Genomic DNA, 14645 nt, shown 5'->3' on the forward strand with positions numbered 1-14645 from the left:
AGCACTGTTTTGCCAGTCGTTACCAAGCCACAGCGCGTAAGTCATACAGGAAAGGTCGTTACACTGATGGACATTCCCCACTATTGGGCAAAGGCGGAGCGAACCGTTTACCGTGGGCAGGGAACCACTCGGCTTGAGCGCCATCTCATTGTTTGGCGTGGTTCTGACCGGTCGCTGGAAGAGGCTCAAGCTCGCGCGCAACACGAACTCGAAACCCGGATTACCCGCTTTCAACGGGGCGAACCACTCGGCGACTATCCCGGCGACATCCGGCCGCTCCGCGAACCGGTCATCCAGACCCTCGACGCCGCCACCGGCGAGCGCGTTGCCGTCGTCACCCGCAACGCTTCTGGCTGCCTGGTGCTCAACACCGCGCAGGTGATGTTCATTGACCTGGACTTTGCGACGGCCCTGGCCGGGGAGTGGCACAACAGTCTGACCAGGGTCTGGAACTGGCTGCGGGGCAAACCGGCTCCAGACGCGCAGGAGCGGTTGCTGGCGCGCATCCAAGACTGGCATGAACGCGAAGCGCGGGACTGGCAGGTAAGAGTCTATCGAACCCGCGCCGGCTTTCGCCTGCTGGTCGGGCAGGCGCTCTTTGAGCCGACGGCACCGGCCACCCAGGACCTCCTACGCCGGCTTGGGTCCGACCAGCGGTACGCCCGGCTCTGCGCCGTGCAGGCGTGTTTTCGCGCTCGGTTGACACCCAAGCCGCATCGGATCGGTCTCGCGCGTCCGCCGGGGCGTTATCCGTGGCTGACGGCCGACGACATCGAACGCCAGCGCCAGTGGGAAACGATCTATGCCTCACGCATCGGACAGTTTGCCGTCTGCCAATGGCTTTGTGACCTCGGCCCGCCGAATGTGCATCCAATGGTTTACGACATCCAACGCTTTCACGACGCGCACACCGTGCCGCCAACCAACAAGCCCCTAGCGTAATGACGCGCGGCGACGAGCCATACAAAGAAAAAACTCCCCAGAAAACACTCAGCGGTGATGCGCCGGACGACGGGCTGGGGCGGTCTCCGGCGCACTGGAGGCGGCTCCACGGGCTACGTCGGAGGCTGGGCTTCCGGCCGGCTTTGGCGACTTCAGGGCAGCGGCCTTCATCCGACGCAGTTCGGCGATACCCTGCTCAAAACGCGCCTTCAAATCAGCTTTGCCCAAGTCGGTGAGCAACCGGGACCCCGGCTTGATGAGCGGTGTCACCTGGGCGTTCAAAACGAAAGCTGGCTGCGCCGGAAAGGCCGTCAGCACCAAGTAGATCACCGACAGAATCAACCACGCCCGCCCGACCCCCAAGGCGCCACCGCCCACCCGGTCGAGAGTGGCCAGTGGAGTTTTTCGGAAGCGTTTGTGGAGCTGCCGGACGAGTAGGCTGCCCCCAAGGCCGGACAAGACCACCGGGGCCAAGACCCCCACGCCGGAGGCGACCGGCGACGCGACCCCAAGCGCCTGCAACCCTTGCCCAAGGTCATCGTAGAACAGCAGCGCCATCACCAAGCCCACCAGGAGCGCGCCACTGGCGATCACCGTCTTCGTCAGTCCCTTGATGGCGCCGCTGATGACTGAAAACGCAACGACGACCACCGCCAACCAGTCAAATGGCGTCACAAGCCAACCTCTCTCAAAACAGCGCGTCGAGCGCGTCCAAAACCGACCGCACCCCGACGACGCTCAAGCCTTCCGGCAGTTCAAGACCTGGCAAATTTCCCGCTGGCATGACAACTCGCTCGAACCCCATGGCGGCAATTTCACGCAGCCGGACGGCGGGCTGGCTCGTGGCGCGGACCTCACCGGCCAAGCCGACTTCGCCAAACACGACGGTTGCGGGATCAATCGCCGTGTTGCGAAAACTCGAAGCCAGTGCCGCCACGATACCCAAATCTACGGCCGGTTCGTCGAGGGTCAGTCCCCCGGCCACATTGACGAACACATCATCGCCGAGCATCTGGAGTCCGGCGCGCTTTTCGAGCATGGCAATCAACAGGGCAACGCGGTTGGGTTCGACACCTTCGACCGTCCGGCGGCCCGTGCCGTACTTACTGCTGCTGACAAGCGCCTGGAGTTCGACCAGCATCGGGCGGGTTCCCTCCATGCAGGCCACGACCACCGACCCGGCCACACCCACCGGCCGCTGCTGCAAAAACAGCGCCGATGGGTTGGCTACCGGCACCAGGCCCAAGCCGGTCATTTCAAACAGGCCGAGTTCATTGGTCGCGCCAAAGCGGTTCTTGGTGGCACGCATGATCCGGTGGTTGTGGTGCCGTTCGCCCTCGAAGTAAATGACCGTGTCCACGATATGTTCGAGGGTTTTCGGTCCGGCCAGCGCGCCATCCTTGGTCACATGGCCAATGAGAAACACCGGCACGCCCTGATGTTTCGCCAACAGCAAGCATTGTCCGGCAGTTTCACGTACTTGGGAGACACTGCCCGGCGCGCTGTCCAGTCGTTCGGAATAGGTGGTTTGCACGGAGTCCACCACAATGAGCGTCGGCCGAAGCTCGGCAACGACTTCCAGAACCCGTTCCAGACAGGTTTCCGGCAACAGGTGCAGGTCGCCGGGCTGGAGGCCCAGGCGTTCGCCGCGCAACTTGATTTGGCGCTCGGATTCCTCGCCACTCACGTAAAGCACCCGTTCACCGGCGCAACTCAATCCGGCTGCCATTTGCAGCAGGAGCGTTGACTTGCCGACACCGGGATCGCCGCCAATGAGCAATAGGCTGCCCGGCACGATGCCGCCGCCAAGGACGCGATCAAGTTCCGCCATCCCCGATGAGAAGCGGGCGTCGTCCTGACTGGGCACCTGCGCATAGTGGGTTGGCGCAACCCTGGTGGTTGCGCGCGCCCCAGGCTTCGCGCCGCCGAGACTCCGGGCCACCGCCGCCGCCGAGATGGTCTTTTCTTCACGTTCCTCAACAAACGTATTCCATGCGCCGCAGTCTGGGCAGCGGCCAAGCCACTTTCGGCTTTGGTAGCTACACTGCTGGCAGGCATAAATGGTTTTTTCTTTCGGCATGGTCGGTTGTCTGCGGCCTGGCGCTGCGCCCCTGGAAGACTTAGATTTCCACGAATTTAGTTCATTCGACAATGCCCCACAGCCAGGCCACCATCATGCAACTTTCCGATCTCGACTACGTCTTGCCACCGGAATGTATCGCCCAGCAACCCTGTGAGCCACGTGACCAGGCGCGCTTGCTGGCGCTTGACCGGAAGACAGGCGCGCGGCGCGACTGCCGCGTGAGCGACTTGCCGGACTTGTTGCGTGCCGGCGATGTGCTCGTGCTGAATGATACCCGCGTCTTTCCGGCGCGACTCATCGGCCGGCGCGAACCAACTGGCGGTGCGGTAGAAGTTTTTTTGGTTCGGGAAACTGCTCCCAAGACTTGGCTGGCGCTTGTCAAGCCGGGGCGTCGCGTGCGGGTGGGCGACCGCCTGACGTTTGGCGATGGCGTCTTGCGCGGCGTTGTCACCGGTCGTATGGCGGATGGACGCCGCCTGATAACCTTCACTTGTGATGGCGATTTCTTTTCAACGCTCGATGTCATTGGACGTACGCCACTTCCGCCCTACATCACACGCGCGACCGAGCACCCAAACGACCGAGAACGCTACCAGACGGTGTATGCGGCCGCGCGCGGTTCGATTGCCGCGCCAACGGCCGGTTTGCATTTCACCCCGGCACTGCTGGCAATCCTGGAACGCCAAGGTGTCGAGATTGCCAAGCTGACCCTGCATGTCGGCTATGGGACGTTTCAGCCCGTCCGTACGGAAAATCTGGCCGAGCATCGGGTTGAACCCGAAGTCTATGTCGTGCCGGAAGCAACCGCCCGGCAAATCACCCTGGCCAAACGCTCAGGCCGCCGCGTCATTGCCGTTGGGACAACCTCCACCCGGACGCTTGAAACGGTCGCCCGCGCAACAGACGACGGCATGGCGGTCGTTCCCGGTCAGGGCATGACGGATTTGACGATTGTGCCGGGATTCGAGTTTCGCGTCCTGGACGGACTGCTGACCAACTTCCACCTGCCCAAGTCGTCGCTTTTGGCGCTCGTGGTGGCGTTTGGTGGCTACCAGCCGGTGATGGAAGCCTACCGCCATGCAGTTGCCGCGCGTTATCGTTTTTACAGTTACGGCGACGCCATGCTGCTACTGTAAGCCAATTAACATTGCCAATTCGACTGAAACTTCTGCCCCCCCAATTACATTACTTTGACTTGTCATTGCCCATTTCATCGTTTTGAGGTTTTGCCCATGAAGCTTGCGTTGTTACGCGGGCTAACCAGCGCGGCGCTCGTGGTCGCGTTGGTTAGCCCTGCTCCGCTGTTCCCGCTGACAGTCAAGGCGCAGCCACCAGCCCAGTCTGTTGCCTTGCCACCCGGCGTCACGCGCGTCACGAGTGTCGAAGGCATCACGGAGTACCGGCTGGCAAACGGCCTGCGCGTCCTCCTGTTTCCGGATGCATCCAAACAAACCATCACGGTCAACATCACGTACTTGGTTGGGTCGCGCCATGAAAACTATGGCGAAACCGGCATGGCGCACCTGCTCGAACACCTCGTGTTCAAGGGCACGCCACGTCACCCGGACATCCCCAAGGAACTTTCCGAACGGGGCGCGCGCCCAAACGGCACGACTTGGTTTGACCGCACCAACTACTTTGAAACGTTTCAGGCCACGGAAGACAATCTCCGGTGGGCGCTCGATTTAGAGGCCGACCGCATGGTGAACAGCTTCATCGCCAAAAAAGACCTCGACTCAGAAATGACCGTCGTGCGCAATGAGTTTGAGGCAGGTGAAAACAGTCCCTATCGCGTGCTGCTTCAGCGGACGCAAGCCGTCGCCTACGACTGGCACAACTATGGCAAATCCACGATTGGCGCGCGCTCCGACATTGAAAATGTCCCGATTGAGCGCCTCCAGGCGTTTTATCGGAAATACTACCAGCCGGACAATGCCGTGCTCTTGGTTGCCGGGAAGTTTGATGAGGAAAAAACGCTGAAGATGATTCACGAATACTTCGGCCCGATTCCAAAGCCCGACCGGGTGCTGCAACCCACCTACACGCTTGACCCGACCCAGGATGGCGAACGCACCGTAACCATCCGGCGCGTCGGTGATACCAAGGTGGTCCTCGCCTGCTATCACGTTCCCGCGGCGTCCCACCCAGACAAGCCGGCCGTTCAAATTCTTGCCGGCGTCATCGGCGATACACCTTCGGGACGTTTGCACAAGGCCCTGGTCGAAACCAAAAAAGCCGCCTTTGTGCAGGGGTTTAGCTTTGACAACAAGGAACCGGGACTGGTCAATTTCGGAGCCATTCTCACAAGCAGTTCAGACATTGAAGAAGTCCGCAAACTTTTGCTGACGACCATTGAGGAAACGGCCACGGCAAAGCCCCCCACCGAGGAAGAAGTCGAGCGCATCCGCCAGCAGTACCTGACCGACATCGAACAAAGCATCAACAACTCGGAACGGCTCGGGCTCGAACTCAGCGAGTGGATCGGCGCGGGTGACTGGCGGCTGTTTTTCCTCAACCGCGACCGGCTCAAGCAAGTCAAGGTTGACGATGTGCAGCGCGTCGCCAAGGCGTACCTCAAGCCTGACAATCGCACGGTTGGCATGTTCATTCCAACCGAAAAGCCTGACCGCGCCGATATTCCGGCCACCCCGGACGTCGCCGAGTTGCTCAAGGACTACCGCGGCAGCGCAGCCATTGCGGCGGGCGAAGCCTTCGAGCCGACGCCTGAAAACATTGATGCCCGTTCACGCTTTCTGGCGGAGCAGGGCGGACTACAGATGGTTCTCTTGCCGAAAAAGACACGTGGCAATACCGTCACCTTGGTCATGACGATTCGACTGGGCAATGAACAAGCGCTGCGCAATCAGGCGACGATCGGCAATCTGACGGGACAGATGCTCCAGCGTGGGACGAAGCGCAAGACCCGCCAGCAAATCGAGGATGAGTTCACCCGTTTGAAAGCGCAGGGCGGTGTTTTTGGCGGCGCGACAAGCATTAACTTCAGCGTGACGACAACGCGGGAGAACCTGGCCGAGGTCGTACGCCTCGGGGCGGAGATTCTGCGTGAGCCGGCCTTCCCGGAAAGCGAGTTCGAGCAGCTCAAGCAGCAAATCATTGCCAGCATCGAGCAAAGTCGCCGCGAGCCGCAGAATGTGGCCATTACTGCTTTTTCACGTCACCTGTCGCCCTACCCCAAAGAAGACGTACGCTACCGGCCGCTGCCCGATGAAGAAATCGAGCAGGTCAAAGCCGTGACCATAGAAGACATCAAGCGTTTCTATGACACATTTTACGGTATCGCCAACGCGCAGATTGCGGTTGTGGGCGACTTTGACGCAACCGAGATGGAAAAGCTCGGCAACGAACTCTTTGCCGGATGGAAGGCCCAAACGCCCTTTGCCCGACTGGAAAACCCCTTCCGCGCGGTGCCGGCCGTCAGTGAAACCTTTGAGACGCCTGACAAGGCAAATGCCTTCTTCGTGGCGGGACAGCCACTCGAAATCCGCGACGACGACCCAGACTATCCGGCGCTGGCGTTGGCCGGTTATATCTTTGGCGGCGGCTTCCTGAACTCCCGCCTGGCAACGCGCATTCGCCAGAAAGAAGGGATCAGCTATGGCGTCGGGGCGCAGCTTCAGGTTGGGTCGCTTGACCGGAACGGGCTCTTCATAGCCTTCGCCATTTACGCGCCGCAGAATCTGGAACGGCTCGAAACAGCCTTCAGGGAAGAAGTCGAACGCGCCATCCGCGAAGGGTTCACGGAGGCGGAAGTCACGGCCGCCAAGAGTGGCTACTTGCAGAGTCGGCAAGTATCACGTGCGCAGGACGGCACGTTGGCGTCCGTATTGGCGAACTATCGCTACCTGGGGCGACGCCCAACGTGGGATGCCGACTTTGAAGCCAAAATCAAGGCACTGACGGCCGAACAGGTGTCGGCAGCGTTTGCCAAATACATTCGCTATGAAAACATGAGCCGGTTCAAGGCCGGCGACTTTGCCAAGGCCAAAGCCGCCCAGCCATAGCCAAGCCCACCCCGTTTTCCAAGACCGGTGCGTTGGAATTGTTCCGGCGCACCGGTTTGTTTTGCCGTTTGTCCTAACGTGCTGGTGGAAGTTCCGAACATGGACGGGATCAAGGAACGCAGGCGCTCTCGTCTGGGGCCTGAAGGTAACGAAGGAGAAGAAGCGGTTGCCCCAGTTCTTTCAGACGCACTCGATATTGGCTTGTGAGCAGTTGTGGAAATTCCCTGGAACTTACCAGCCATCTAATCGTGTTTTTGGGCAGGTTAAGTAAGTCACCGAACAGTGTGACACTCGCACCTAGCACGTCAAACTGGTGTCAGTTCTTTCATTCGAGGCAAAACCCCTATGCGGTTCAACGTTGCATTCAGCTTTTTCTCCAAGCCAGGCGTCCAGCGGCTTGACCGGGTGGCGCTGGCGCTCGCGGTTCCGTTTTGTTTATCAGCTTCGATACTGGCGCACGAGTCAGTCGTCACCACGCTCCCAACCGAAGCCCAGCAAGCGCCGGGGACCCCGCCGGATACCGAGACGCCCCTGCGCCAACCCAGCATTTACCTTGGCGTCTTCCCCCAGACGCTTTCTGAGCAGCGGGCCCAGGAACTTGGCGTATCGCCGGCTCAGGGCGTTTATTTGATGCGGGTCGTTGCCGACAGCCCGGCGAGCAAGGCCGGACTCAAAGCCGGCGACGTCATCGTTTCCATCAATGGTCAGTCGGTCGTCAACGCCGAACACTTTCGGGACCTCCTCCGCAAACAGTCACCAGGACAAGCCATGACGCTTGGGATCATACGCGACAAGCAGCTTGTCACCCTGACGGTCGTCCCAGAAAAACCACTGGTTGGCATTGTGAGACTGCCGAATGGACCGATCTCCATCACGATTGATCCGGGCGAAGTCCAAAAGACGGAAGAAATGGTGCGGGAGCTGGCCGACCGCCTTCGGCAGCAGGGCGAACAACGCCGGTCTGAACTCAAGTCAATGGCCGGCGGGTTGGTCGTGACGTTCAGTGACCGTGGACGATTGGGCGTTCGTACTCAACCCCTCTCCGAGCAACTTGCGAAGTATTTTGGCGCACCCGGCGGACTGCTCATCACGGAGGTCATACCAGACTCACCGGCCGCCAAAGCCGGGCTACGGGCCGGCGACTGTCTCGTGAAGATTGGCGACCAGGAAATTCATGACAGCCGTGACTTCCTGCGAGAACTTCGGCGGGTGGAGTCCGGCGAGGTCAAGCTGACGGTTGTCCGCGATAAACAAACCCAGGTGATGACGCCAACGCTTGGCCCGCGCACGCCACAGGGTGCTGGGCTACACAACGTTTTGGAACTGTATCGTCTGCCGATGGTTCATCCGCTCCACCTAGACTTTCATCTTGAATCTGATTTCCCCATGGTTGGCCCGATGTGACGGGTAACCGGGACGCGCTCGATGCTCAATCCAATGCCAAACGACTTGAGCCGGGTAACTTCCCGGCTCAAGCTGCTTTCGTGATTTGTCGTCGGTTATGACACTGGTTCGTTGAGCGCGGCTTCGATGGCACTGGTCAGTTCAGCCGACATCGGATCGACGCTCGACGGAAAAACAGCGCGCAACTTTCCATCGCGGCCGATGAGATACTTGTGAAAGTTCCAGCGCACTTCTCCGGCCAGCTTCTCATTGCCGCCGCCCGACGTGAGGTACTGGTACAGCGGATGCTTGTTAGGCCCCTTGACCGTTATTTTGGAAAACATGTCAAACTGCACGCCATAATTCGATGTGCAGAATTCCTTGATTTCAGCGTCACTCCCCGGTTCCTGGGCGCCAAAGTCGTTGGCCGGGAAACCCAAAACGCGCAGTCCCTTTTCACGATACTTTTGATTGAGCGCTTCAAGCCCCTTGTACTGCGGTGTATAACCACACCGCGAGGCAACATTGACCATCAAGAGGACGTTGCCTTTGTAGTCGCATAGATTGACTTCCTTGCCATCAATACTCTTCATCGTGAAATCCAGCGCCGGCGGACAACCAGGTGTAGGATTGGGATTCGTGTAAGCCGTCACAGGTGCAGTGCCTCCTTCAGGTTGGGCAGATGTGGATGACCGGGGAGATTCGGCCGACGCAGCGCAGCCAACGCCCATGAGCGTCGCCAACGCCAGCGCAAACAAGGTTTTTTGATTCATGTCACGTCCTCGTCAACTGAAACGTTATTCAACGTAAGGTCTCAGCAGAGTTGATGCTGGTGGGCGCAGGCAATGTGCCGCGCCAGTCCACGCCCTGACCGTACGTTTCACCGCACTTGGTACTTCGGCATCCGACACACCGGTGGATTACTGAACTTTGGGGGTCAACTGATGCGGATCGTTGAGGAGTTCCGTCGTGCTTTCGGTCACACTTGGTGGCTGGGCGACGGTCGCCGGAGCCGGGAACGCGGACCGATAGGGGGTTTCCACACTGGGGGTCGGCATTGGATGCAGTGGCAACTGTCCGGTCATGCCAAGTTGTGGCGCAGGCAGCACGACGACTTGTGGGAGCGGCTCGTTCTTGAAGGCCATGCGGACATACACCAGCAAGACGATGCCGGCGAAAAACATCAACCCGCCAAACCCGCTAAAGGAAGCCACAAACCGGGCCAGCCAGTGGCTGACGTTTTCCAATACGGAGGCTGAAATCCCAAGCGTTGCCGCCATAAGCGGGCCGCCGGCTATCAGCGCCCAACCGGCCCGACGAAGCTTTGTCCGCCACAGCATATCCTTGGAGTGCTGGAGGGTCGCCAATTGCTGCGCCACGGCTGCGGCCATGTCGCCTGGAACCTGACCGGAACTGGATTGCAGCGCATTGGTCACAGCGGTCAAGTTCATACCACACGCCTTGCAGAAGTTTTGATCGGGAATTTGCGTCTGAGTGCCACAGGTTGGGCAAAACATGCGTGTCGAAAGCCTCCAAATCACAGCCTAGCCAAACCACAAAACACCACGGCTTGCACAAGGTATCTCACATACCGACTGGGGTGGTCAAAAGATGCGCCAGCTTGTCAGTCTAGGTAACGGCACAGCCGGGCCTTGAGTTCCACGACGGCATACCGCACGCGACTTGGGCAAAGCCGTTGCCTGGCAGGGCCAGGCCCTCGGAACAAGACGCTTGCACTTGGCAGATATTCCAACGCACGATACCGGCATGCCGAGCTTTCCACCGACATCGCCACCCATTGCCAAACCAACCCTAACCCAGTTTTCACCCGAGGCCGAATCGTCACCGGCCGCTGACGCCTCCGCGCCGGAGAACATTCCAACTTGGCTGCCCACGGCGCTGCACGCCTTTGCCTTTCGAGACTACCGCCGCCAGTGGGCCGGGGCGTTTGCATCGAGCATTGGGAGCTGGATGCAACAAGTCGCCCAGGCCTGGCTCATCCTCGAACTCACGTCCAGTCCGTTTTACCTTGGGCTGGACGCTTTTCTGGCCATGGCGCCAATGCTTGGGCTGTCGCTCGTCGGCGGGGCGATTGCCGACCGCGTTGACCGGCGCAAGCTTCTGCTGGCGTCCCAGGCCGTTCAACTCACCAGCGCGCTGACCCTCACCCTGCTGGTTGGGACGCAGGCGTTGCCGGGCATGCGGCTCGTGTACGCCATACTTGGACTGTCGCTCTTGACCGGCATGGCGCAAGCCATGAGTGGGCCGGCCTACATGGCGCTCCTGCCCAACCTGGTGCCGAAGTCCTTTGTCGGGCAGGCCGTGGCCGGTAACGCAATCCAGTTCAACCTAGCGCGCGTGATTGGCCCGATGCTGGCCGGGCTGGTGATGGCCTACTCCGGCGCGACGGCTTGCTTTGCGTTGAACGCACTGTCGTTTCTCGCGGTGATGGCGGCGCTGGCAACCATTCAGCCGCCACAACAGATCAGCAGCGGGCCATCGCTATCCTGGCGACAAGAAATCCTCACCGGCCTGCGCTATGTCTTCGGCGACCCGGCGCGGCGGCAGTTGTGCCTCCTTGCCGCGCTGACAACCGGCTTAGGGATTGCCGTCCCGACCTTGCTGCCGCAGTACACTAAAATCACCTGGCAAGGCGATGAAGTCTTGTTTTCACGTCTGGCAGCTTGTTCCGGTCTGGGTGCGGTCGGCGGAGCGATGCTCGTTGCCACGCTTGCCAAGCAAACGCATTCACTACTGTTCATTGCGGCCGCTCAGGTCGCGCTCGGCCTATGCATGGCGCTACTTGCCCTGACAGGTTGGTTTTGGTTGGCGTGCCTGTGGCTTTTCCTGGGTGGGGCCCTCCTGGTCGCGGCCTATGCGCTGGTAACGACTTGTTTTCAGCAAATGATCACCGATGACATGCGCGGGCGGGCGGTCAGTCTCTACATGGTTTGTTTTCGGGGCGGCATGGCCATTGGTGGCTTACTGGCCGGCGCGCTGGCGCACTGGTGGAATGTGCCGGGGACGTTCGGGCTGGCCGGCTTCGGGTTGACAGCCGTGGGTTTGTGGGCCGCTCTCGAACAACGCCTGGCCCCGCCGTCCGATGTCAACCTCCAAACTTAGGAGATGACGTACAATGGGCAGCGCAAAGCTGTCCAGCCACCTCAACGAGCGTGCCGACTTGGGGACGTTCCCGATGACGACCTAGGTGAAAACGACGGTGACAACGCTCCGGCGTGACGAGGAAACACCACCATGAAACTCGGATGGGTAACGGTTGTTTTACTGACCGGCATGATGCTGCCGGTTCAAGCGGCCGTCAACGCGAAGCTCCGTACGTTTGTCATCAACCCAATTTACAGCGCGCTGATCAGCTTCTGCGTGGGCACGGTTTTGCTGATTATTCTGGCTTCAACGATGGCATGGGCAGGTCAATCTGGTCATTTGCGGGCGGCCGCAGCCGCACCCTGGTGGACTTGGGTAGGCGGGGCGCTTGGGGCCGTTTTCGTGACGATGGCCATTCTGGCCGTGCCACGGATTGGGGCGGCCGGCTACTCGGCAGCAATCATTACGGGGCAGCTCATTGGGGCGTTGATCCTCGACCACTATGGCTGGCTAGGGCTTCCCCAGCAGCCCTTGACGTGGTCACGGCTGCTCGGCGCGCTGCTCTTGCTCGTCGCGATCTGGCTCATCCAACGCTAACCTGCCATATCTGGCGGACTAATCGCGCCCCTGGGTAGCCGGCGGCCGCGGCTCACGCGCCGGTAGCCGCTCGGGCCGCGCCGGCGGCGGTGGCTCTGGCAACGGCAGCTTTACGTCAGGCTCAGTGATCAGTCCCGGGGCGTCCATTTCGTCCACGGTCGCCTGTGTGCAATCCTTCTGGGGCGCTGTCCCGGCAAGAAACCACTCCTCGATCGTTTCACCTTGACAAGCTGGTGACGGCAGCAATCCGGTCTGTAAATCCACAGTGACCTTCTCCACGCCCTCGGCCTCTGGAAACGCCTCGCCGGCCAAATCTGGACGAAACTTGAGCGCGGCCCGCAAGAAATTTATGAAAATCGGCAACGCCGAACTGCCACCAGTGATACCAAGCTGACGGTTATCATCGTAGCCGACATACACGACGCAAACCAGATGCGGCGTGAACCCAGCAAACCACCCATCGCGGCTGGTGCCGGTTTTGCCGGCCAGTGCCTTGGTTAAACCCTTGGCTTTGGTTGCCGTGCCGCGCTCAATCGGGCCGCGCAGGAGATGGGTCATGACGGCCGCGACGGCGGGCGACGTCACGCGCGTCGCGTGCGGCTCGACGTTTTCTACAAGGTTACCTTTCCCGTCGCTGATCAGCGTGAGCGCGCGCGGCTCGACCCGCATACCACGATTGGGAAACGCCGTGTAGGCGCGGGCGACTTCGAGCGGCGTCGCTTCTTTCGTGCCCAGTGCCAAGCTTGGGTACGCCTCCGGGCGCGGGAGTCCAAATCGCTCGGCCGTGCGCGCGACGCGATCATAGCCCACAGCTTCGGCCACACTGACGGTGACGACATTGAGTGATTTGGTAAGAGCCGTGCGCACGGTTACGCTACGGTTGCTGTAGGCCTGGCCAAAGTTATCCGGGCTATAGGTTTGATTGTTCCCGTAGGTGAATGTCCGTTTTTCATCCTTGAATAACGACGATGGGGTGACGACTTCTTCTTCGATTGCTGCCGTGTAAACGAATGGCTTGAAGACCGATCCAGGCTGCCGCCGAGCCTCAGTGACCCGGTTGAGCTGCGACTGCGAGTAATCCCGCCCCCCGACCATCGCCAGGATGTCACCCGTCCGGGCGTCGAGGGCGACCAGCGCCGCATCCAGTCCCGGTGCTGGCTTCTTGACGAGGTTGGCAACGCCATCTTGAACGGCTTCGACCGCCGCTTGCTGAAGGTTGATGTCCAGCGTGGTGTAGATGCGGGCAGCAGGATCGGACAGAACGTTATCCAGCTTGCGCTCGGCCAGAACCGTCTGGAGATAATCCAAATAATACGGCGCATCCGCATTGCTGGCGGCGCGCCGTGGGGCAACGCCGAGCGGCGCGGCTTTGGCTTTTTCATACTCGGCTTGACTGATGAACCCGACTTCTAGCATGTCGCCAAGGACTTTGTTGCGCCGTTCGAGCATACGCTCCGGGTGCTTGAAGGGTGAGTAATAGCCGGGCCCACGAATCACGCCTGCCAGGAAAGCCGCTTCGGGCAGCGTCAGGTTGACAAGGTCTTTGCCAAAATAAAACCGCGCCGCTTCACCGACGCCGTTGATGGAATAGCTCCCGTCTTGCCCAAGATAAATCTCGTTGCAGTACATCTGAAAGATTTGCTGCTTGGTCAGGCGGGTCTCCAAAATGATGGCAATGTAGGCTTCCTTGAGCTTGCGGCTCAGCGTCCGCTCTGGCGTCAGAAAGAAGTTTTTGACGAGCTGCTGGGTAATGGTTGAGCCGCCTTGCAGTCCGCCGTCGCGTTCGAAAAAGTTGCGGTAAATGGCGCGGAACAGTCCGCGGAAATCAATCCCCGGATGGTCAAAAAAGCGGCGGTCTTCGACGGCTACGATGGCGTTGACGAGGTGTCTTGGCAAATCGTTGAACTCAACAATCTTACGCTTCTCGCGTTCTTTGTTGAGGGAGGTCAGTAGGGGTGGTTCAAGCAGGCATTCCGTGAGTTCGCGCTGGGTGGAGAGATCGCTGATGACGGCTGGGGTGTTGCCGTTGAAGCGAATCCGTACCTTGGAAAACGTCCCCCCAGACAATTGCGCATCGGCGCTGGGCGTGATGTCGAGACGATTACCATCGAGCGCATAGCGTCCGCGGTTGGTGTCGCTGCCTTGAGACTGCGCCACATAGCCAACCCGCGCAAGATAGTCCAGAATTTGGGTCTTGCCAAACGGCCCACCCTTGACCACCCGAACCGGTGCCGCATAGATACCGCTCGCCCGCACGAAGGACTCACCCCGTAGCTTGTTGTCAATCATCGTAGAGAAGACAACATAGTAGTAAATGAGCAAAGCGATAACCGGCAGTAAGGCGAGCGCCAGAAAAAAGATGCGACGCGGCGTGATGAGCCGCTGCCACCAGCGCTTAGCGCGAAAAACCCGCGGATCATTCTTGAAAGCAGGGTTGTGTCCAGTCATGAGGCAATAGTACTGTGATTTTGTCGCTCGCCAAGCGCCGCTTTGCCAAGCCTTCGTTTTTTGCT

The 14645-nt window shown here is 60.0% G+C and carries 11 protein-coding genes; 6 read left to right on the forward strand and 5 right to left on the reverse strand.

Going from position 1 to position 14645, the window contains the following annotated elements; genetic code table 11:
* The first annotated feature begins 66 nt into the window (after positions 1–66).
* Complete coding sequence (locus tag J8C06_RS08530) at positions 67–942, forward strand: hypothetical protein (protein ID WP_211428287.1); 876 nt, start codon at positions 67–69, stop codon at positions 940–942.
* 48 nt (positions 943–990) lie between these two features.
* Here the strand turns inward: J8C06_RS08530 and J8C06_RS08535 are convergent, their stop codons facing one another.
* Both J8C06_RS08535 and radA read right to left on the reverse strand, forming a co-directional pair.
* Positions 991–1617 (reverse strand): CvpA family protein, encoded by a 627-nt coding sequence (locus J8C06_RS08535; RefSeq protein WP_211428288.1) that lies wholly within the window; start codon positions 1615–1617, stop codon positions 991–993.
* A gap of 13 nt (positions 1618–1630) precedes the next feature.
* Entirely contained in the window at positions 1631–3022 is a 1392-nt protein-coding gene (gene radA / locus J8C06_RS08540; RefSeq protein WP_211428289.1) for a DNA repair protein RadA, read from the reverse strand.
* Positions 3023–3117: 95 nt separating this feature from the next.
* On the opposite strand from radA, the gene queA reads away from it, so the two are divergent.
* The 3 genes from queA to J8C06_RS08555 all read left to right on the forward strand — a co-directional run bounded on the left by queA (position 3118) and on the right by J8C06_RS08555 (position 8451).
* Positions 3118–4161, forward strand: coding sequence for a tRNA preQ1(34) S-adenosylmethionine ribosyltransferase-isomerase QueA (gene queA, locus J8C06_RS08545; protein ID WP_211428290.1), 1044 nt, complete (start codon positions 3118–3120; stop codon positions 4159–4161).
* A gap of 96 nt (positions 4162–4257) precedes the next feature.
* Positions 4258–7047, forward strand: a complete 2790-nt coding sequence (locus J8C06_RS08550) for a M16 family metallopeptidase (RefSeq protein ID WP_211428291.1) — start codon at positions 4258–4260, stop codon at positions 7045–7047.
* Between the two features lie 345 nt (positions 7048–7392).
* Positions 7393–8451 (forward strand): PDZ domain-containing protein, encoded by a 1059-nt coding sequence (locus J8C06_RS08555; protein WP_211428292.1) that lies wholly within the window; start codon positions 7393–7395, stop codon positions 8449–8451.
* Between the two features lie 95 nt (positions 8452–8546).
* Here the strand turns inward: J8C06_RS08555 and J8C06_RS08560 are convergent, their stop codons facing one another.
* On the reverse strand, positions 8547–9203 hold the full coding sequence (locus J8C06_RS08560) for a glutathione peroxidase (RefSeq protein ID WP_246602012.1): 657 nt from the start codon (positions 9201–9203) through the stop codon (positions 8547–8549).
* 147 nt (positions 9204–9350) lie between these two features.
* On the reverse strand, positions 9351–9881 hold the full coding sequence (locus tag J8C06_RS08565) for a hypothetical protein (RefSeq protein ID WP_211428293.1): 531 nt from the start codon (positions 9879–9881) through the stop codon (positions 9351–9353).
* 316 nt (positions 9882–10197) lie between these two features.
* Here J8C06_RS08565 and J8C06_RS08570 point away from each other — a divergent pair, with 316 nt between their 5' ends.
* Together J8C06_RS08570 and J8C06_RS08575 are read left to right on the forward strand one after the other, a co-directional pair.
* Positions 10198–11553, forward strand: a complete 1356-nt coding sequence (locus J8C06_RS08570) for an MFS transporter (RefSeq protein WP_211428294.1) — start codon at positions 10198–10200, stop codon at positions 11551–11553.
* Between the two features lie 132 nt (positions 11554–11685).
* Positions 11686–12132 (forward strand): DMT family transporter, encoded by a 447-nt coding sequence (locus J8C06_RS08575; protein WP_211428295.1) that lies wholly within the window; start codon positions 11686–11688, stop codon positions 12130–12132.
* A gap of 18 nt (positions 12133–12150) precedes the next feature.
* On the opposite strand, the gene J8C06_RS08580 is transcribed toward J8C06_RS08575, so the two are convergent.
* Positions 12151–14580 carry a penicillin-binding protein 1A gene (locus J8C06_RS08580; protein ID WP_211428296.1) on the reverse strand — a complete coding sequence of 810 codons (2430 nt, stop codon included), beginning with the start codon at positions 14578–14580 and terminating at the stop codon, positions 12151–12153.
* Between the last annotated feature and the right edge of the window lie 65 nt (positions 14581–14645).

Source organism: Chloracidobacterium validum (genome assembly GCF_018304825.1).
Taxonomy (GTDB): Bacteria; Acidobacteriota; Blastocatellia; order Chloracidobacteriales; family Chloracidobacteriaceae; genus Chloracidobacterium; species Chloracidobacterium validum.